General features: G+C 61.4%; 17 protein-coding genes. 12 read left to right on the top strand and 5 right to left on the bottom strand.

All coding sequences use genetic code 11. From position 1 onward, the window contains the following. Positions 1-10 precede the first annotated feature (10 nt). The 3 genes from ACWGS8_RS27645 to ACWGS8_RS27635 form a co-directional block, all read right to left on the bottom strand. Positions 11-856 carry a carbohydrate ABC transporter permease gene (locus ACWGS8_RS27645; RefSeq protein WP_454583889.1) on the bottom strand — a complete coding sequence of 282 codons (846 nt, stop codon included), beginning with the start codon at positions 854-856 and terminating at the stop codon, positions 11-13. Beyond that, positions 849-1,997: an extracellular solute-binding protein gene (locus ACWGS8_RS27640; protein WP_454583888.1), complete on the bottom strand. Its 1,149-nt coding sequence runs from the start codon at positions 1,995-1,997 to the stop codon at positions 849-851. The genes ACWGS8_RS27645 and ACWGS8_RS27640 overlap by 8 nt, the downstream gene beginning before the upstream one ends. Before the next feature lie 126 nt (positions 1,998-2,123). Beyond that, positions 2,124-2,759 carry a GntR family transcriptional regulator gene (locus ACWGS8_RS27635; protein ID WP_454583919.1) on the bottom strand — a complete coding sequence of 212 codons (636 nt, stop codon included), beginning with the start codon at positions 2,757-2,759 and terminating at the stop codon, positions 2,124-2,126. A 132-nt stretch (positions 2,760-2,891) separates the two neighbouring features. Here ACWGS8_RS27635 and ACWGS8_RS27630 point away from each other — a divergent pair, with 132 nt between their 5' ends. The 3 genes from ACWGS8_RS27630 (at position 2,892) to ACWGS8_RS27620 (ending at position 6,383) form a co-directional block, all read left to right on the top strand. Then, the gene (locus ACWGS8_RS27630; protein ID WP_454583918.1) at positions 2,892-4,031 is read left to right on the top strand and encodes a mandelate racemase/muconate lactonizing enzyme family protein; all 1,140 of its coding nucleotides are present in this window, start codon (positions 2,892-2,894) and stop codon (positions 4,029-4,031) included. A 550-nt stretch (positions 4,032-4,581) separates the two neighbouring features. Beyond that, complete coding sequence (locus ACWGS8_RS27625; RefSeq protein WP_454583887.1) at positions 4,582-5,439, top strand: glycosyltransferase family 2 protein; 858 nt, start codon at positions 4,582-4,584, stop codon at positions 5,437-5,439. Next, the gene (locus tag ACWGS8_RS27620) at positions 5,436-6,383 is read left to right on the top strand and encodes a glycosyltransferase family 4 protein (RefSeq protein WP_454583886.1); all 948 of its coding nucleotides are present in this window, start codon (positions 5,436-5,438) and stop codon (positions 6,381-6,383) included. Before ACWGS8_RS27625 ends, ACWGS8_RS27620 begins: the two co-directional genes overlap by 4 nt. A gap of 181 nt (positions 6,384-6,564) precedes the next feature. On the opposite strand, the gene gloA2 is transcribed toward ACWGS8_RS27620, so the two are convergent. Then, on the bottom strand, positions 6,565-6,948 hold the full coding sequence (gene gloA2, locus ACWGS8_RS27615; protein WP_454583885.1) for an SMU1112c/YaeR family gloxylase I-like metalloprotein: 384 nt from the start codon (positions 6,946-6,948) through the stop codon (positions 6,565-6,567). A gap of 303 nt (positions 6,949-7,251) precedes the next feature. Here gloA2 and dgoD point away from each other — a divergent pair, with 303 nt between their 5' ends. From dgoD to ACWGS8_RS27570, 9 genes are all read left to right on the top strand, one after another. Then, positions 7,252-8,424 carry a galactonate dehydratase gene (gene dgoD, locus ACWGS8_RS27610; protein WP_454583884.1) on the top strand — a complete coding sequence of 391 codons (1,173 nt, stop codon included), beginning with the start codon at positions 7,252-7,254 and terminating at the stop codon, positions 8,422-8,424. Positions 8,425-8,429: 5 nt separating this feature from the next. Further along, complete coding sequence (locus ACWGS8_RS27605; protein WP_454583883.1) at positions 8,430-9,206, top strand: SDR family oxidoreductase; 777 nt, start codon at positions 8,430-8,432, stop codon at positions 9,204-9,206. A gap of 22 nt (positions 9,207-9,228) precedes the next feature. Then, positions 9,229-10,212 (top strand): substrate-binding domain-containing protein, encoded by a 984-nt coding sequence (locus tag ACWGS8_RS27600; protein WP_454583882.1) that lies wholly within the window; start codon positions 9,229-9,231, stop codon positions 10,210-10,212. A 104-nt stretch (positions 10,213-10,316) separates the two neighbouring features. Continuing rightward, positions 10,317-11,840, top strand: coding sequence for a sugar ABC transporter ATP-binding protein (locus ACWGS8_RS27595; RefSeq protein ID WP_454583881.1), 1,524 nt, complete (start codon positions 10,317-10,319; stop codon positions 11,838-11,840). Next, positions 11,837-12,838: an ABC transporter permease gene (locus ACWGS8_RS27590; RefSeq protein ID WP_454583880.1), complete on the top strand. Its 1,002-nt coding sequence runs from the start codon at positions 11,837-11,839 to the stop codon at positions 12,836-12,838. Before ACWGS8_RS27595 ends, ACWGS8_RS27590 begins: the two co-directional genes overlap by 4 nt. A gap of 2 nt (positions 12,839-12,840) precedes the next feature. Continuing rightward, entirely contained in the window at positions 12,841-13,641 is an 801-nt protein-coding gene (locus ACWGS8_RS27585) for a FadR/GntR family transcriptional regulator (protein WP_454583879.1), read from the top strand. Between the two features lie 5 nt (positions 13,642-13,646). Next, positions 13,647-14,522: an aldose 1-epimerase gene (locus ACWGS8_RS27580; protein WP_454583878.1), complete on the top strand. Its 876-nt coding sequence runs from the start codon at positions 13,647-13,649 to the stop codon at positions 14,520-14,522. A gap of 672 nt (positions 14,523-15,194) precedes the next feature. Continuing rightward, positions 15,195-16,937 (top strand): peroxidase family protein, encoded by a 1,743-nt coding sequence (locus tag ACWGS8_RS27575; RefSeq protein WP_454583877.1) that lies wholly within the window; start codon positions 15,195-15,197, stop codon positions 16,935-16,937. Positions 16,938-16,939: 2 nt separating this feature from the next. Continuing rightward, a complete protein-coding gene (locus ACWGS8_RS27570) occupies positions 16,940-17,341 on the top strand; it encodes a hypothetical protein (RefSeq protein WP_027168325.1) in 402 nt (133 codons plus the stop codon). On the opposite strand, the gene ACWGS8_RS27565 is transcribed toward ACWGS8_RS27570, so the two are convergent. After that, on the bottom strand, positions 17,303-19,267 hold the full coding sequence (locus ACWGS8_RS27565) for a BTAD domain-containing putative transcriptional regulator (RefSeq protein ID WP_454583876.1): 1,965 nt from the start codon (positions 19,265-19,267) through the stop codon (positions 17,303-17,305). The two genes, ACWGS8_RS27570 and ACWGS8_RS27565, sit on opposite strands and share 39 nt — an antisense overlap. Positions 19,268-19,358: the final 91 nt, after the last annotated feature.

Below are 19,358 nucleotides of genomic sequence, written 5' to 3'. Positions count from 1 at the left end.
GCGAATACTCCTAACCTTTGATGGCGCCCGCGGTCAGCCCCTGAACCATGGTCCGCTGGACGATGGCGAAGAGGACGATGACAGGCAGGATGCTGAGAATGCCGCCTGCCGCCAGGACACCCCATGGAAGCTGGAATTCGCCGACCATCAACTGCAGGCCCACGGGCCAGGTGCGGGATCCCTGCCCCGTCGTCAGCATCAGGGCGAACAGGAACTCGTTCCAGGCAGCGATGGCAATGAACACCGAACTTGCTACCAGGCCGTTGCGCGCGAGCGGCACGACGATACGGACCATGGCGCCAAGCCTTGTCGAGCCGTCGATGCGCGCCGCGCTCTCGAGTTCCTTGGGTGCGGAATCGAAGAAACCTTTGAGCATCCACACGAACAGCGGCAAAAGGAAACTCGTATAGGCAAGCGCAAGTCCGAAACGGCTGTCGACGAGACCGACGCCGCGCATGACGACATAAAGGGGAATGATCATCATGACCGCGGGGAACATGCGCACGACGAGATAACCGAGCATGAGCTGCGTTCGGCCGCGAAATGCGAAGCGTGAAAATGCATAGGCGGCAAGCGTGCCCGTGGCGACGCAGATCGTCACCGTCAGGAAGGTGACGACCAGGCTATTGGCTATCAGCCGCGGAAAGCCGGACTGCGTCCAGATCGCCACATAATTGTCGAAGGTGACGCGCCTCGGTATGTATTGCATCGTCTGGGTGACGATGTCGGCCTCATATTTGAGCGATGTCAGAAACATCCAGATCATCGGACCGATGCAGAACATCGACAGGGTCGCGAGCACGAAGTAGGTGGCGATGTTGGCGATCACCCGCCGGCGGCACTTGCTTTCAATCATCGCCGTCTCCCTTGGCGATCCTGGACAGGCGGATATATGCCGTCGCGAAGATCATCAGGATCACGAACATCACCACCGACAGCGCGGATGCGTAGCCGAAATTGAATTCCTTGTAGGCGGTCTGGAAGGCGTATAGCGACAGGACCTGCGTGGCATCTCCTGGTCCACCACCGGTGAGAATGAGGAGCAGATCGGGCGAATTGACCAGACCGATGACGCGCAGGATCACCGCCGCCGCTATGACGGTCTTGAGCATCGGCAAGGTTATCAGCCTGAGCTGCGCCGAGACGCCCGCGCCGTCCACCGCCGCCGCCTTGTAGAGGTCTTCGGGAATACTCTTCAGGCCCGCGAGCAACAGCAGCGCGAAGAATGGAAATCCGTGCCACGCCTCGACGAGGACGGTCGCCGCAAGCGCAGTATTGGGGTCCGCGAACCATGCCTTGTAGGTCTGCAGGACGCCCAAGCGAACAAGAAGATCGTTGATGACCCCAAGCCGCGGATCGAGCAGCAAGGCCCACATATGACCCGCCACGACCTCCATGACATCGATAACATATTTGAAACCGCCGGCGCCGGCGCGCATGCCGAAGGCATATCTACCCTTCGACGGATCGGCGAGCTTGCGGCAAGCGCTCAGGAATTCGTCGAAATTCCGGGGCGGCCCCGCCAGTCCGGCTTCCTCGAAATAGTCGGCGCGGTAGTACATCCAATCGACGAAGGCGAAGGCGGGCACCGCATAGATGGCGCCGTTGCGGGAAAGCCCTGTCCAGCGATTTTCAGGGAAATGGGCCTTGCCCTTCCAGCCGTTCACCCGCTCGGTAAGATCGATCAACCCCTCCATCGCCGTAAGATCGGCGAAACGTTCGGCGATCACCATGGCGGTATCCGGACGACCACCGGCCAGCACGGCCGAAGAGACCTTCGCCATATATTCGGAGTTCGGGATGTTCTCCTGCGTCACCGCCACATCCGCATTCGCCGCCTGAAACAATTCGATGATCTTCAACAGGCTGGCCATTTCCGACTGGCTGGTGAAATGGTGCCAGTAACTGATGGCACTAGCGGCACGGGCGCCGCCGATATGCCCGGCCATCGCCAGGGCCGCCGAACCCATGAGAAACTGCCTCTTGCTCAACTGCATGCGACCTCCTCCAAGATATCAGATCATCGATCTGATCGATCAGCTGAAGTTTGGGTAGCATCCTTTCCCACGCCATGCAACCGCCCGGCGCGCAGCTGGACTAAGCCACGGATCACCGTTGACCTGTCAGACAAGACCCAGGCTTCGCTGCATCGCTGCCTGGAAATGCGCCTGCAGTTTTGCTTCGGCGGCGTCGGCATTCCTTGTGCCGCAAGCCTCGAGGATGTCGAGGTGCTCCTTGAGCGTCCGGACCATGATGGGTGTCGTGATCTTCCTGTCGAGCCGCAGCAGACGCAGATAATTGTGCATGCGCCGGTAGGTGCTGTCGATCAGGGGATTGCGCAGCGCGGCGATGACCGCGCCGTGCAACTCTCCTTCCAGCGCGTCCATCTCCTCCAGTTGCTCCTTTCCGAGACCATCGCGCTCGATGCGCCGAAGCAGCCTGGAATGCCGGATTTCCAAGGCATTCATGACGGCTTCATCGCCTTGTTCGGCAAAGACACGGATCGCGGCGCGCTCAATGATGGAGCGGAATTGGTAGGTGGCACGCGTAAGCTCCAGGCCGGGCCTGATGAACTGGATGCCGGAGCGCGGGTGGATGGTCAGAATCCCTTCCGCTTCAAGAACACGCAGGGCGTCGCGAAGCGGGGCAACAGGCACGTCGACGATCGCGGACAACTCGTTTTGCGAGATGAATGCCCCGGCCGGAACGCGCCGGTCGAACAAGCCCTCCAGGATTCGTTCATAGGCGATATCGCTCATGCGGGCGGCCGCCACGAGGGGAGAGGAGTCAGTTTTTGCCTTGCCCGCCACTTGCGGCCCCTCCATTGGTCCGGTAGTAAGATATCATCTGATAGATCAGTTTGGTACCGTAACCGATCAGAAGCCCTTGTGATGAGCCTTTCGCATTTTCGTATAACCCGATTTCAGTTCGCCCGCGACCGGGTAATCGGGGACAGCCAGGTTCAGGCCGACGATGTCAACGTCGCCGCACTGGAGCTCGTTTCCGAAAGTGGCGAGGTGGGGCTGGGATTCATCCAGACGCTCTTCAATCCACTGCCTGATCAGCAGGAGATCGAGAGCGTTTTCGAACATGAAGTTTGGCCGATCCTGAAGGGAAACAGAGCGATCGCCCTGGTTCACCGTGTGAACCGCCCGCGCGGCGGCAATCAGCGGGCTTATTCCCTGCCCTTTCACGAGGCGGTTCAGGTGGCGCTTTGGGATCTTGCGGCCAAAGAAGCTGGCCTGCCCCTTCATGTCTTGCTTGGCAGTCGCCGCAACCGGGTGAGAGCCTATGCGAGCGGCCTCGATTTTCACCTCGACGACGATGCCTTCGTCTCGTTGTTCTCCCACGCGGTGTCTATTGGCTACTCGGCTTTCAAGATCAAGGTCGGCCACCGGGATTTCGACCGCGACCTGCGGCGCCTGGAACTGTTGAAGGCCTGTGTGCCGGCTGGGTCCAAAGTCATGATCGATCCGAACGAGGCCTGGACCTCGAAGGAGGCGCTCATGAAATTGGTGGCGATCCGCGAGGCCGGCCACGATCTTCTCTGGGTCGAGGATCCGATCCTGCGTCACGACCATGAAGGGCTGAGAACACTCAGGCATGCCGTCACATGGACGCAGATCAACAGCGGGGAGTACCTGGATCTCCAGGGCAAACGGCTGCTTCTGGAAGCCCATGCGGCCGATATCCTGAATGTCCACGGCCAGGTGACGGATGTCATGCGCATCGGCTGGCTGGCTGCCGAACTCGGGATACCGGTCAGCATCGGCAACACGTTCCTGGAGGTTGGCGTGCACATGGCGGTCGCGCTTCCCGAGGTCGAATGGCTGGAATATTCATTTCAGAACTTCGATCATCTGGTCGAACAGCCTATCGAAATCCGGGACGGCTACGCCTATGCGCCCGATCGTCCAGGCCATGGATTGGTCCTGTCGGAAAGAGCACGCGGCGAATGGAGCAGGCCAAGGCGCCTGGCACGGTCGGCGCTCGGCGCCGCGCCAGAAAATCCACGCCTTCCCGCGAAGTAGTTGAGAGGCTTTAGCCGACGACTACCGTCAGCAGCGCGAGGGATTGAACGCGACGCCGCTTCAGGCGATCGCAGTTCGGCTTCCGACCGGATTACGGCAAGCGTCGCCGGCGACCTTCCGCGCGTCAGTCGAGCGATAAGGAGAGCCCCGGCCATCCATGCGCTCGGAGCGGGGAGCGCAGCGGGGCGGCCCCGACAGGGCGCCTTTTCCTGCCATGGAATGGCGTTGATGGCGGGCGAACACCTCGACCAGCAGGAGGGCAAGTACAAATGCCCCATGCGCGAGCGGGGCTAGACGACAACTCGGCCCAAGGGGCGGCTTAGCGTCACAAGCGGGCGTCTGGCCTGTTTCCGAATACGCATATTCCTGAGACTTGCGATCGCGACGGAACCGCCATGAGCGCGTTGCACTTCAGGTGACGGCGCGTTGGCATGCCGCTCTGGAGTCTTTAGACTTGTCATTTCGGCCAAGTTCAGTAATTGCGCCATATTACATATTAGTTGACCGGCCAGCATGGCATCCGGAAGCATACCACGAAGGATTGAGGAACTTGGTCGAACTCAACACCCACATTGCGCGTGCTGCGCGCGATCGGAACTTCCCGCGTGTCGTGGCGGTCCTTACAACACGGAACGAAGAACGGTTCGTCGCCGGGTGCCTCGAGAACCTCTTTCGTCAAGGCGTACAGGTCTACATTTGCGACAATCAGTCGACGGACGGAACGCTTGAGATTGCCCAGCGCTACCGCGGGGCCGGATTGATAGGAATCGAAAGCATCCCGCACAATGGCTGGTATTGCTGGGAGCAGCTTCTTCGTCGCAAAGAGGAACTATTTCAGTCGCTGGAAGCTGACTGGTTCATGCACCTTGACGCTGACGAGATCCACCTTCCGCCGACTTCGCACTCATCGTTGGTCTCCGCCATTGCGGCAGCCGACGCACTCGGCTTCAATGCGATCGAGTCTTCCGAGTTCACGTTCATTCCCACCAGGGAAGCCCCCGATCACGACAATCCCAATTATCAACACACGCTACGCACCTACTACCCGTTCCGGCCGTTCTCCCCGCACTGCGTCCGCGCGTACAAGAAACAGGACGGCCCCATGGAGATTGCGTGGTCAGGGGGCCATCGCGTACGCTTCGAGGGGCCGGTGAGGCTCTCCCCCGAGCGTTTTCGCATGAAGCATTATCTGTTCCTGAGCGCAGAGCACGCCGCGCGCAAGTATGGTGGCCGCCGGTTCCTGAGCGAGGAGGTTGATGGTCGTGGTTGGTACGGATGGCGCCCCCGCTTGCGAGCAGGGGATATCCAGCTGCCAGACACTACCCAGGTGCGCACCACTACAACGGACAATGATCTGGACGAGGCCAATCCATGGTTGGCGCACTGGCTTGCGCGGTACGCCTCATGAGCGATGTACACCTCCCCCGCATCCTGGCGATCGCGGACCGACCGGGCTGGGCGATCGATAGAAAGACCCAAAATCTTCGGCGCGTGCTGGAAAGAAGGTTCGAGATCGTCCAACGATTTCAGCATGATGTGACGGAGTCCGACGTGAACGCCGCGGATATCGTGCTCATCTTCTATTGGTTCCAGATCGCGAAGCTGCCCATGCCGGAATCGGTCCTCGCCCGGCGGTCTGACAGGCTGCTCATCGGGATCTGCAGCCACAGAGAGCTGGAGGGCGAATTCCGCGAGCCCGGGCTCGCTACCCTGCAGCGGCTGGCGCGCGCCGTCTTTGTCAACAATCGGAGGCTCGAGCACGAATACGGTCCTCTACTGCATATTCCGGTCCACTACACGCCCAATGGGGTCGACACGACATTCTTTTGCCCCCCACCAGAGCCACAACCCCATTCCGGCGAGCTCCGCGTCGGATGGGCGGGAAGTCTCGGCAACCATGGTCCGGCACATCGCGGCTTCCACGACGTCATCGAGCCCGCGGTCGCTGCCGTGCCGGGCGCGCGGCTGCTGACTGCGATTCGGGAGCAACACTGGCGCAACCATGACGAAATGCTCGACTTCTACCGGGATCTGGACGTTTATGTCTGCGCCAGTCGCAGCGAAGGCACTCCCAATCCTTGCCTGGAGGCGGCGGCGTGCGGTGTCCCCTTGGTGACGACCCGTGTGGGGAACATGCCCGAGCTGGTTCGGGATGGCGACAACGGGCTGTTCTTCGATGGAACCGCGGAAGGGCTTGCGGACAAGCTCGCCCTGTTGCGGAACACGCCATCGCTCAGGTCGCGGATGGCCGCCCGCATGATCGAGACGATCCGAGAGTGGGATTGGGGCGTGCAGGCGCAGAACTACGCGCACATGTTTACCTCGTTGCTCACTGCAGGCGGAACGGTCTAGCCTGTGAGACGTGCGGCTTCAGATGTGCCTGGCCAAACCTGACCTCTAGCGGAAGCCGCATCGCGGATGACGCAGACTTGCGGCCTACAGTCAGCCTGACTTTGGATCTGGCGGACACGACACCGATGCGCTCAGGATAACCGCCCTCACGGCATTGCTCGCGGTGAACTTCTCGAGATCTTTATGGGGTTTCGTAGAGTTCCAGCGGCAATCCGTCTGGGTCGCGGAAAAAGGTAAACCGTTGGTCTGTATATGGGTCGATCCGGATTGGCTCGACCGCAACGCCGGCGGCTTCCAGGCGCATGATTACGGGATCCAGATTCGCCACGGCAAACGCCAGATGCCTCAGGCCTGTCGCCTCTGGATGGGACGGCCGCATCGCTGGAGCGGGGAAGGAGAACAGTTCCAGTTGGACGGACCCGATCCGCAGATCCGCCTTCCATGACTGCCGCTCCTGCCGATACACCTCCCGGATCAGATCGAGGCCGAGGAGTTCGACGTAGAACCGTCGCGACCGGTCGTAGTCCGTGCAGATGAGCGCGACGTGGTGAATGGCGTCCAGCATGCCACGAACTCTAGCCAAGCTCAGATTTGAGGCAAGGTCACCATCGGGGTACGCGGTACTTTGTTGATGTCGCCTCTCGTGAGGGCCGCCTCGTCCTTACTGATCTCATCTGCGCCCAGTCGGCATCATCTTGCCGGCATAACGCAGCCAAATCCGCATTTCGGCCGTCCTCGCTTTGGCCAGTTGTCAAACGCCGGTCGACGCGAAGCCGGGCAGCCCTATGCCGCGCTTGACTTGCTCATATTATTCGTAATAGATCATACATAATAGCTGTAAAAAAAGACGGCGCATCCGGGAGCACCTATGAAAATTACGGCCATCAAGGCGCTCATCTGCAATGCGGAAATGCGCAACTGGGTTTTCGTTCGGGTCGAAACCGATGAGCCTGGTCTGTTTGGCTGGGGCGAGGCAACGCTGGAATGGAAGACGCGTGCCGTCGTTGGCGCGCTTCAGGATCTTGAGGCACTGCTCATCGGGCAGGATCCGCGCAATGTGGAGCAGTGCTACCAGATCCTGACGCGCCACGGTTTCTGGCGTCTCGGCGTCGAGGGAATGTCGGCCGTGAGCGGCATCGAGATCGCGCTCTGGGACATTCTGGGCAAGTCGCTGGGCGTCCCGGTCTGGCGGCTTCTCGGCGGGCAGGTCCGCGACTATCTGCGCACCTATACGCATCTCGGCCTCGGCGACATGAAGGCGGTCTATGAGAGCGGGTCGGCGGACACAATCGTCGAGCGCGGACGCATCGTCACGCAGGCCGGCTACGACGCGGTCAAGGTCGTCTGCATTCCCTACACCCACTATGTCTCGCCGGCGAAGGCGGTCGACTCCGTTGCCAACATGGTTGGCGCGCTGCGCGAGGCCGTTGGTCCCGACATCGACATCATGGTCGACTTTCACGGACGCCCGGCCTCAGTCAATGCGGCGATGGACTATCTCAAGGCGATCGAACCGGCCCGCATCATGTTCGCCGAAGAGCCGGTGCCGCCCGAAGATGTCGCGGGCCTGGCGCATATCACCGCGCGATCGGCGATCCCCATCGCGTCCGGCGAGCGGCTGATCGGGCGCCGCGAGTTTACGCAATCGATCGCGGCGCGTGCGTTCAACATTGCCCAGCCCGATATCTGCCATACTGGCGGTCTGCTCGAGACCAAGAAAATCGCGGCTCTGGCGGAAACCGCTGGCATCGGCCTTGCGCCGCACAACCCGCTCGGCCCGATCGCCGGCGTCGCAGCGCTTCACTTCGGCATATCGACGCCGAACGTCATCATCCAGGAGGAGATGTCGGGCGCGGTCGCCTGGTACGACGACGTCGTCACCTGGCCGATCGATCGCAAACCCGGCCGCTGGGACGCGCCCGATCTGCCGGGCCTCGGCGTCACCGTGAATGAAGATGTCATCGCACGCCACCCCTTCAAGCAGGAAGTGCTGCATGCCCGCAACGCCGTCATGCCCGACGGCACCGTGGTCGATTGGTAAGCGCCATGACAGGCAGGCTTCAAGGAAAGATCGCAATCGTCACCGGCGCCGGCCAGGGCATTGGTGCCGCCACCGCCCGGGCCTTTGCGATGCAGGGGGCAAAGACCGTGATTGCCGAGCTCAATGCGGCAACCGGCAAGGCGGTCGCCGACGAATTGCGTGCCAACGGCGCCGACGCCCATTTCGTCGAAACCGATGTCACCGACACAACGGCAGTGGCCGACATGGTGGCGAAGACGATCGCGGCCTATGGCAGCGTCAACGTGCTCGTCAACAATGCAGGCGCCAACGTCTTTTACGAACCCTTGTCGATGCCGGAAGAGGAATGGGACCGTTGCCTCAGGCTCGACCTCCAGGCCGCGTGGTTCTGCGCCAAGGCGGTGTTGCCGACGATGCTGGCGAACGGTTCGGGGTCGATCGTCAACATAGCCAGTTGCCACGCCTTCAAGATCATTCCTCACACATTTCCCTATCCGGTCGCCAAGCATGCGCTTGTCGGTCTGACCCGCTCGCTCGCCATCGAATATGCGGCGCGCGGCATCCGCGTCAATGCGATCGCCCCCGGCTACGTCGAGACGCCGATCGCGGAAGCCTATTGGAACACCTTTCCAGACCCTGCCGAGGAGAAGCGGCGGGCCTACGACCTTCATCCGCCCAAGCGCATTGGCCGGCCGGACGAAGTTGCACTGACGGCGGTTTTCCTCGCTTCGGACGAAGCGCCGTTCATCAATGCCGAGACGATCACCATCGATGGTGGACGCTCGGTTCTCTACCACGACTGACAACCAAGCAGGGAGGATCCACATGAAAACGACGACAAAGGCTCTGGCAACATTGGCGATACTGGCTGCCGGACTGATGGCTGGCGCGGCAAGCGCCGACGACATCAAGATCGGCTACATCAACAAGATGGGCGAGCATCCATGGTTCGTCGCCGAGGTCGGCGGCGCCAAGAAAGCGGCTGAGGCTGCCGGCGCCACCTTCGTGTCGCAAGACGTCCAGTTCGACTCCAATCTGACGATCACCACCTTCGACACGATGGTCGGCGACGGCGTCAAGGGCATCGCCATCGTCGTTCCCGACAAGGCGCTGGGGCCGGTCATCGCCGAGAAGGCCAAGGCGGCGAAAATCCCCCTGGTGGCGGTCGATGACGACATCTACTATCAGGATGGCACCCAGGTCCCCTATGTCGGCATGAATGCCCACAATATCGGTGCGCGGGTGGGCGAAGAACTGGCCAAGCTCTACAAGGCCGGCGGCTGGGCCGGCAAGGAGGTGCGTATCGCCTCGATCGAGGACCGCAAGGCCGACACTTGCATGCAGCGCAACAAGGGTGCCGAGGAAGCGTTCCTGAAGGCGGTGCCCGATTTCAAGCCGACAAACATCCTTCGCGTCCCCTATGACAACACGATGGTCAACGCCATCGACGTCATGACCACCACTTTGACGGCCAATCCCGGCGTCACCAACTGGATCTTCTATTCCTGCAACGACGACGGCGTGCTGGGTGCGGCGCGCGCGCTGGAAAACGCCGGCTATGCCCCGGACCAGGGCATGGGCATCGGCATTGACGGCAGCCGCGCCTGCGAAGCCTTCGGATCAGGAAAGGCTTCGGCATTCCGTGGTACGATGTGGCTCAATTCGGCAAACCATGGCGCGCTGGCGGTGAAGATCCTGCTGGCTTCGATCAAGGACGGAACGAAGCTGCCCGTTCAGTCCTTCACCGACCCGGAATACATCACCGCCGGAAATTTTGCATCGGACTACAAGGCCAAGCTCTGCCACTGAGCCGGACCTGCGTCATGCGCCCCCAGGGGCGCATGACGCTTTCCGGTCGGCAGGTTCGCTGGCTGCCATGCCACCGAACACGGATCGATCCTTGGGAGTGAGCCTTGACGCAATCGGACTTCTTCTCGCTCGACGGAATATCGAAACGCTTCGGCGTCGTGCAGGCGCTCGACAACGTTTCGATCGCCTTCCGGCCAGGCGAGGTGCTTGCTTTGGTCGGCGAGAATGGGGCCGGCAAATCGACGATGATGCGCATTCTCGAGGGCGTGTTCGGCCCGGACACAGGCACCGTGCGGCATGGTTCCACACCGATCGTCTTCGGCGAACCGCGCGATAGCCACCGGGCCGGAATACGCGTCATCCATCAGGAGCCGGAGATCGTTCCGAACCTGACGGTGGCCGAGAACATTTTCGTCGGCGAGTTGCCGCGCCTGGCAGGCGTCCTGCTCGACTGGCGCAAGCTGGAGGAGCAGACCGACCGGGTGCTTGCGACCTTCGGCATGCAGCAGGACATGCGGCCACGACAACTCTGCGGCACGCTCGGCCCGGCGCAACGCCAGATGATCGAGATCATGCGCGCCATCCGTGCCGGCGGCCGGCTGATCGCCTTCGATGAGCCGACCTCGTCACTGACCGATGATGAAGCGCGTCGCCTGTTTTCCGTCATTCGCCGGCTGCGCGAGAAAGGCACGTCGATCATCTACATCTCGCACCGGCTGAACGAGATCATCGACCTTGCCGACCGCATTGTCGTTTTGCGCGACGGCAGGCTGGTCGACGATTCGCAGGCGGCCGGCGCCAGCGAGCAGACCATCGCCAAGCTCATGGTCGGCCGCAACATCGACGATCTTTTCACCCGCGAGACCTGGCGGTCCGGGGAACAATTGCTAGACGTGGCGGGATTGACCACCGACCGCGTTAGCGATGTCAGCCTCAGGGTTCGTCGCGGCGAAGTGCTCGGCATCGCCGGCCTCATGGGTGCGGGCCGCTCCGAACTGGCAAAGGCGATTGTCGGCTATGACCGGCGCATCGCTGGCACTATAGCCATGAACGGTGTGCCCGTTCTCCCCAACAATCCGCATGCGGCAATCGTCGCGGGCATCGGTTTTGCTCCCGAAGACCGCAAGCACGAGGCGTTGCTCCTGTTCCGAAGCATTCTCGACAATGCAGCACTTTGCGTGCCCGACAAGACGTCGAGCTTCGGCTTCTTCAACCGGCGCAAGGCGCTGGAGATTGTCTCGCCGCTGGCAGCCAAGATGTCGATCAAGGCACCCAACCTCGACGAGCAGGTTTCGAAACTGTCGGGCGGCAATCAGCAGAAGGTCGTTCTGGCGCGCTGGCTTGCCCGGCAGCCGATGCTGCTCATTCTCGACGAACCGACGCGCGGCATCGATATCGGCGCCAAGGCGGAAATCTATCGGCTGATCGATGAACTCGCGGCAAGCGGCATTGGCATCATCCTGATTTCCTCGGAAATGCCGGAACTGATCGGTCTCGCCGACAGGGTTCTTGTGATGGCGGGAGGCCGCATCACGGCAGAACTTGCCCGCCCCGACATTGACGAAGCGACGATCCTGAAACACGCCATGCCGCAATCAGCACCATCGCCGGGAGACCACATTCAATGAACAGCCTCGAGCTTCGCGCATCGAAAACGCAGACCGACCCCAGGGGCGCTTCCACGCTCCTTGTCGAGCGCCTTGGCGTTCACAACATCAGCCTTCTGGTGGCGCTCGCCATTCTCGTTGTCATCTTCGGTTCGCTACGCGGCGATGTGTTTTTCTCCAGCCGAAACCTGCTCAACATCGGTCTCGGCATCACCATCCTCGGCGTGCTGGCGATGAGCCAGACCGTGGTCATCGTCGGCGGCGGTCTCGATATCGCCGTCGGCGCCACCGTCGGTCTGACCACAGTCTCGACTGCAATGGCCATCCAGGCGACCGGATCGCCGGCGGCCGGCATCGTTGCCGGCCTGGTGCTCGGTGGTCTTGCCGGTCTCGTCAACGGCATCATCATCACCTACGGGCGAGTCAACGCGGTCATTGCCACGCTCGGCACCATGGCGATCTTTCGCGGCATCGCCTTCATCATGTCCGATGGCCAGTCGATCGCCATTTTTAGCGACACGTTCCGGTTCATCGGCATTGGACGCATCCTCGGCCTGCCGTTGCTGGTCTGGATACTGGTGCTGACCGCGATCGTATTCCACCTGTTCCTCGCGCGTTCGATTGTCGGCCGCAACATCTATGCGCTCGGCGGCAATCCCGTGGTCGCCCGCTTCTCCGGCATCAACATCAACCGCTACCGCGTCGGCATCTACATCATGAGTGGTGTTGCCGCCGGATTGGCCGGGATCCTGCTGGCTGCCCGTACCGGTTCGGGTCAGCCCGTATCCGGGTCCCAAGGCCTGGAACTCGAGGCTATCACGGCGGCCGTGCTGGGTGGCTGTGCCTTGCAGGGCGGGAAGGGCACGATTGTCGGCGCGCTGCTCGGTGTCGCCATCATTGGCGTGCTCAACAACGGAATGATACTGACGTCCGTGCCAACCTTCTATCAATTGCTGGCAAAGGGCTCACTGCTGATCCTTGCTGTGGTCATTGCCGAGTACCACTTGAACAGGACATGACGATGGACGCAGCGACCGCTGCAAGCGATCAAGGCAAGCAGGACCTTCCTGCCGGGGATGGCGCGTCGTTGTCCCTGAAGGATCGCATCGCACGCGATCTTGGACAGCGCGTTCTCGCCGGCACCTACGCGCAGCACGCGGTCCTGCCGACTGAGGCTGAACTGTGCGTCATCTACGGCGCCAGCCGCACGGCGCTGCGCGATGCGCTGCTGACGCTTTCGGCCAAGGGACTGATCGAGGCGCGCAAGCGGGCTGGCACACGTGTGCGCGTGTCGAGCGAATGGAACAGGCTGGATGCGCAGGTTCTCGAATGGATGCGCGATATCGAGCCTGATCTCGATTTCGTCCGCGGCTTGATCGAGGCGCGGCTGGTCATTGAGCCGGCTGCCGCCCAGCTTGCCGCCAGGATGGCGACCGCGGGCGATCTCGCGGTGATCGAAGCCGCCTATGAGGCCATGCGCATTGCGCCGGAGGACGACCTCGCGGCCTGTCTCGATGCCGATGTCCGCTTTCATACCGCCATCCTGCGCGCCAGCCGCAACCCGGTTTTCGCCAATCTCGGCAATATGCTGGCAGCCGCACTCAGCTTCTCTTTTCGACTGACCACATCGGCCACCGTCAACTATCAGCAGACGCTCAGCGCCCATGGCGATGTGCTGGAAGCAATCCGCATGCGCAGGGTCGACGACGCTCACGACCTGATGAAAGCGCTGATCGGCATCGCCTCGAACGACCTTCTCGCCGTCGCTCGCAAGGACCGCCATCACCAGCCGGTCTCCTCCGCCAATGCCGATCCCATCTGAGTTTGATGACCCGGACCATTGAAATTCGAAATGGCGATCTGTCCGCCGAAATCGTTCCGTCGCTTGGCGCCGGTCTGGCGCGGTTCGACCATGGCCGCGCGCCGCTGTTCAGGCCATGGCCTGACGGCGGCAGCACGAACCCATTCGATCTTGCCTGCAACCTGCTTGTGCCATGGTCAAATCGCATCTCGGGCGGCGGCTTCACCTTCGACAACAAATTCCACGATTTGCTCCCCAACGTAGCCGGCGAGCCCTTTCCCATTCACGGCAATGGATTTTCAAGCGAATGGGACGTCGACAGCTTGATGCCGGACAAAGCCAGGCTGTCGCTCGTCAGCGAAGGGCCTGGTCCATATCGGTATCGCGCCGAGGTGGCTTACGCCCTGACCGAACGGGCGCTCGATCTGCGGCTTCAGGTCTTCAACAGGGCGCCGATCAGGCTGCCGTTCGGGCTTGGCATTCATCCGTGGTTGCCAAGAACGGCCCTGACAACGCTTCACGCCCCAGCGTCGCAGGTTTGCCTCGAACTGCCCAGCCATCTCCCCGACAGGTTCGAGGATGTCGGAGCCTGTCCCGATTGGGATTTTGCCACGCCGGCCGCCTTGCCCAGCGGTTGGATCAACAATGCCTTTGCCGGCTGGGCCGGCGTCGCTTCCATCTGTTGGCCAGAGCAAAATCGCGGCCTCAGGATCGAAGCATCCCCTGCCCTGAGCTTCTATCTGGTCTATTCGCCATCACAGGTGAGCGACTTCGTCTGTTTCGAGCCGGTCAGTCATGTCGTGGATGCCCACAACCGCGGTTCGATCGACAAGTGGAACGGATTGTCGGTGCTTGGGCCTGGCGAGAGCTTGGTGGCCGGTTGCAGCTTCGCTGTCATGTAGAGCGCTCACACCGACCAGCAAATCCAAAGCAGGCGCGCCTCGGAATGCGGGGCTGCGATTGCCGGCACAACCGGCACTGCGCCCGCTCGCGCGTGCGGGCATACGGCCAGCAAAATTCCCGGCTTGGCCGGCTTGAACGGTGTCCCGACGAGCATCCCATCAGCACGGATGCCTGCTGCATTACCGCTATTACTTCCCATTGCTGGGAAGCATCACCCAAGCGCAATTGAGAACAAGAATCCTCTAAATTAGCCGCGGCAACTCTGCTATAGTCGGCTGCCATCATTTGGGGGAATTCACATGACGACGGTCGCAGAGCCGCCCCGGAAACGGGAGGAGGACGAACCCAACAGAATACCGACCAATAGGCCGCCGGGCACAATATGGCGGGCTGTGATCGGAGTGGCTGCCTTGGCCTGGGCTCTCATAACAGCCGTTCAAATCACCACATAGTGCATTGAGTGACCAGGCTGCCGGCCTTGACAACCGAGGCAATGAATCGCGCTATCGGTTTCTGGGTCGGATTGGGGGACCAGCGGCGGCGTCGCATCTCTCTGACAGCCCGGGACGATGACAGTAGCGAGGCTTCCTCGCGCGCCACGAAATTGGCAGCATTTCACGCTGGTTTCACGAACCATATGGGATAGGGACGAAGGGACGGGGAGAACCGGCATGAACGCTCATCGCGGGACCAGTGCGACTGGGCCGGCTCTGAAAGACGGAGCTCAAAGCACTGCCGCCGCTGTCGATCCGCGTCAGGTCCAGTTCCGCAATTTTGGCTACGAGGGCGGCGCGGACGAAGCCAAGCTCTATCATGGCCTGGAGACGCCTTGGGCCACCCAGTGCCTGTTTGCCAAGCTGCTGCGCAGGATGAGTGTGGCATCCGCCGGAGGTGGCAGTAAAACCAATGAGCGGATTCCGGCTGGATACACCTATCTTGCTCAGTTCGCCGCACACGACATTATCCGCAATTCCTCGCTCAGTCCCTTGTTGGCGGCCCACGAGGCAGAGCGCCGCAACGAACGCGAGGAGGCGCTCCTGCTCAACGTGCTTTACGGCGGAGGACCGTTCTCGAACCCTGGTTTGTATGTTGTGGCCAAGCCTGGTGAAGTTGTCAGGTCGCTCATGCGCACCGGGCCGATGGCACCGCCGTCACTGAACGCCATGGCGATGCCCGCGGGCGCTTGTCCCTTTGCCAAGCGCGACTTGCCACGCTTCCAACAGGCCGATCTGAGCGATGGGTTCGAAGCTGGTCGGACGGACGTCCTGGCCGCAGACCAGCGTAGCGACGACAACGCCAATATTGCGCAAATGACGGCGCTTTTCCTGCACCTGCACAATGCCGTGGCCAACGCACTTGGCAAAAACGGAATACCCAAAAAGGATGCGGAACTGCCGGCAGGTGCGTATCTTTTCGACCGGACACGCCGCGTTACGACAGCGATTTACCGGAATGTGCTGCAAAATGACTTGCTGCCGCGCCTCATCGCCAAGCCGGTATGGGACCTCTACCAGGCGAACGGGTTCCGACCCCTGGTCGACATGCCGCCGCAAGGCGTTCCGATGGAGTTTTCCCACGCGGCATATCGCCTGGGCCATTCCATGGTCAGGCTTTCCTATGTCTTCAATGACCAGCATCCGGAAGGCGAAGGGCTGGAGAACGTGTTGCTTAACCGCTCCTCGTCACGCCCGCATAGATTCCCGGTCTCCGAACGCTGGATCGCCGATTGGTCGCATTTCTTCCAGATCGCCGGCTCGACGCCGCAGTTCAGTCGGCGTATCGGACCAACGGTCAACGACGTGCTGCTGAGTGCCTACAGCATGCCGATCCTTTGCGTCGGCCCCGATTCAAAACCACTCGAGCCCGCCGCGACGGGTCTGTTGAGCGAAGCAGACAAGGCTGCACTCCCCGATCCGAACGCGTCAGGACTTTTGTTCAGCGATCTGGTCCGAGGAACCATTGGCGGCCTGCTCAGGCTCGATGCCTTGATCGAACAACTGCCGCAGGCCGCTCTCGCGGCCGCGCCGTTGCTCGGCGATGCCGAGAAGCGTCACCAGGCTATTCGATCCTGGCTTGAAGGTTCGACCGTTGCCTTCACCGCGGCCGAGACGGCTGAGTTGGCAGAAAATCCGCCATTGTTGTTCTGGCTGTTGTTGGAGGCCGCGATCGAGCAGGACGGACTGTGTTTTGGTACCATCGGATCGGTGATTGTAGGGGACGTTTTCATGGCAAGATTCGCGGCCTCGCGCGCAATGATCGAAGACGACCCAACTACGCAGAACCTCGTCGCCAGTTTGTTTCCCACTGGCATGCCGCGAACGATGGCCGATCTTATCCTTTTCGTCGCCAGCGCGCTCAATCTGGGCGACGCCTGGCCCCGGTTTATCACCCCGCCTACAACTTCTGGAGCTTGAACATGGCTGACCCCGTCGACAATTTGGACGCCTTTCCCGAACCGATCCAAACCCTTAACTTCGAGGCGACCGGCCGCAAGGTGGTGCAATGGGCACAGGATCCCAGCACCCGTCCGCGCGACTTGGCCGAGTTCAAGGCCCAACTCGATGGACTCGTCGTCGTGCCCGAGCGCTATAAGGAAATCCAGATCGTTCAGGGATACGACCACGTCTTTTTCCTGCGATTGCCGCCCAACAACCAGGTGACGCAATCGCAGAAGAAGCTCCAAACCGAACAGGGCGGCATGGGCGACTACGGCATTCCGGAATTCTATTTCGATGCTATTCTCGAAAAGGTGCCGTTCAACCGCGACAGCTTCTTTTATTCACGCATCGCCGATTACACCATTCGGGGCTGCCGATAGGCCCGGCAACGGCTCGTGGCTGACGACTATCCCTGCCCCGGCCAACCCTCGGCGCAGCGTCTCGAGGGCCTCTGGGCTGCAGATCGGAAAGCTGTCCATGAGCCACGTGCCGACGTTGCCCGGCTCCGGCGGGGCATACCCAAACCACTCTGTCTTCAGATGCGCCAAAAATCGGTCGGCCTCTTCGTGCGCGGCCCTCTCGTCGCCGAGCAGGGCGAGAGCCGCAGCCTTCCAGCCGCCGATATAGGACACGCTATCGGCGGCGCGGTCGGCCGCTTCGACGCAACCGGCGTAGTCGCCAAGCAGGAACCGCACGCCTGCCTGATAGCTCCATTGCAGTCGCGAAATCCCGAGCCCGGTCTGCAACGCCAAATTGGCTATGCGGCGGGCGTTCTCGCGATCATCGCAATAAGCAAGCCCGAGGGACGCAGAGACCAAGGTCCAAGGGTCGTTGCCATTGAGCTCGCAGGCCAGAAGGAAGCTGATGGCCGCCTGCTGCGGGATGCCGTTCATGGCGTACGACCACGCCAGATGCAGTTGGCTTCGCGAATCTATCGGATCGATCTGGGTCGCCTGCTTGGCAAACGTCAGCGCTTCGGCATGGCGTTCGCGCCGGCGGCCGATACCAGGAAAGATCAGATGCCGCGAATTGATGATGCCGGCCAACCCGGCGTGGGCGGCAGCGAATTGTGGTGACTCTGCGATGATTGACCTGAACAGCGCCTCGGCCCGTTCCTCGGATTCCGGGCGCCATTGAAAGATCAGTTCCTGCGCTCTCAGCCAGCGGTCGAACTGTTCCAGCGACAGGTCCGGGATGCTGGCGATCTGAACCAGCCGTTCGGACGACATGCTTACACCCAGCGCGACGGCGATGCGGCGGATCAGTCTCTGTTGGGTCTGGTACCACTGGCTGTTCTCGATGACAAACTGCTCGCTCCAAATGTAGCGCCCGGAGGCGAGCTGCTTGAGCGTCATACTGACACGCAATGTCGGCCCGTCGAGAAACCCGGTTGCCTCGATGCAATAGGAATTCTCAGTGAGACGAGGCGGATGCCCCTCCCATTCCATCACCGCCCAGTCCCGGAATCGCACAAGGGACGCGACCAGTTCGCTGCGGAAAATACGCACCGCGTTGCGGGCACGGACGGAACCGCTCACCAATTCGAACTCCCGCACGAACAGCAGCACGCCGGCGGCGGGCTCTTGCAGCCGTTGCGCCTGGGACCCGAACGCCTCGGCGGCGATTGCGGTCACGGCCCCCCTGTCCGCGGCCCCGATCGTACCGAGCTTGATGTCACTGACCAGTGCCTGCGTCGCGGCTGAAGGTTCGCTGTCGAACTCTGTTTCAAGCAGGTCCCAAAGCCCCTTATAGGCCCTCAAGGCCGTTGCTTGGTCGCCCATCCGAGCCGACGCCTCCATGACTGCCCGGCACCCGATCTCGTTGGTCGGATCGAGATTGAGCAGGGCTTGCCCGGCTCGCTTTAGCGCTGGCCAGTCTGCCGCGGCCTTGGCCATCGCTTCCAGACATGAGATAAATTCGTCCTGAAGGCATTGCCGCTGGACGAGGACCCAATTCCGAAACGAAGGGTCGATGTCGTCCAGGCCATTGAGAAAGCTTTCGGCGACACGCTGCCTCTCCAGAAGGACGGGCGGAATCCTTCCAGCTTTCAGATCGTGCCTGATCTCACTCACATCCACCGTGACGAGCGACTGCTTCAGCGTCACGTTGAGCCGGTCTCCCAAGAAGACCCCTTCGGCTTCGGCCAGGCAGGCCTTGAGATCGACTACGGTTTGCCTAAGCGAGGCCCTTGCTCGTGCCTCGTCCGATTCACTCCAGAGCAAGCCGCAGATGCGCTCGCGTGTTTCAAAACCATGAGGACTCAGTGCGAGATAGGCAAGGACGGCGCGCGACTTGCGGTTTCTCAAGGCAACGTCCCGCCCAAATTGACTCAGCGCTACCTTGTCAAGTGTCGTGACGCTGATAAGCGGCGCAGTCCTCGTTGGGGATTTGTGCCCG

The sequence above is a fragment of the Mesorhizobium sp. 43Arga genome (assembly GCF_053714255.1).
Note: the sequence above shows the minus strand (reverse complement) of the source record. Positions and strands in the feature narration are given on the sequence as shown.

Bases quoted from the DNA above. Each gene is read 5' to 3' on its own strand.
- ACWGS8_RS27645 (WP_454583889.1), bottom strand. From the start codon at position 856: ATGATTGAAAGCAAGTGCCGCCGGCGGGTGATCGCCAACATCGCCACC.
- ACWGS8_RS27640 (WP_454583888.1), bottom strand. From the start codon at position 1,997: ATGCAGTTGAGCAAGAGGCAGTTTCTCATGGGTTCGGCGGCCCTGGCG.
- ACWGS8_RS27635 (WP_454583919.1), bottom strand. From the start codon at position 2,759: ATGAGCGATATCGCCTATGAACGAATCCTGGAGGGCTTGTTCGACCGG.
- ACWGS8_RS27630 (WP_454583918.1), top strand. From the start codon at position 2,892: ATGAGCCTTTCGCATTTTCGTATAACCCGATTTCAGTTCGCCCGCGAC.
- ACWGS8_RS27620 (WP_454583886.1), top strand. From the start codon at position 5,436: ATGAGCGATGTACACCTCCCCCGCATCCTGGCGATCGCGGACCGACCG.
- gloA2 (WP_454583885.1), bottom strand. From the start codon at position 6,948: ATGCTGGACGCCATTCACCACGTCGCGCTCATCTGCACGGACTACGAC.
- dgoD (WP_454583884.1), top strand. From the start codon at position 7,252: ATGAAAATTACGGCCATCAAGGCGCTCATCTGCAATGCGGAAATGCGC.
- ACWGS8_RS27605 (WP_454583883.1), top strand. From the start codon at position 8,430: ATGACAGGCAGGCTTCAAGGAAAGATCGCAATCGTCACCGGCGCCGGC.
- ACWGS8_RS27600 (WP_454583882.1), top strand. From the start codon at position 9,229: ATGAAAACGACGACAAAGGCTCTGGCAACATTGGCGATACTGGCTGCC.
- ACWGS8_RS27590 (WP_454583880.1), top strand. From the start codon at position 11,837: ATGAACAGCCTCGAGCTTCGCGCATCGAAAACGCAGACCGACCCCAGG.
- ACWGS8_RS27585 (WP_454583879.1), top strand. From the start codon at position 12,841: ATGGACGCAGCGACCGCTGCAAGCGATCAAGGCAAGCAGGACCTTCCT.
- ACWGS8_RS27580 (WP_454583878.1), top strand. From the start codon at position 13,647: ATGACCCGGACCATTGAAATTCGAAATGGCGATCTGTCCGCCGAAATC.
- ACWGS8_RS27575 (WP_454583877.1), top strand. From the start codon at position 15,195: ATGAACGCTCATCGCGGGACCAGTGCGACTGGGCCGGCTCTGAAAGAC.
- ACWGS8_RS27570 (WP_027168325.1), top strand. From the start codon at position 16,940: ATGGCTGACCCCGTCGACAATTTGGACGCCTTTCCCGAACCGATCCAA.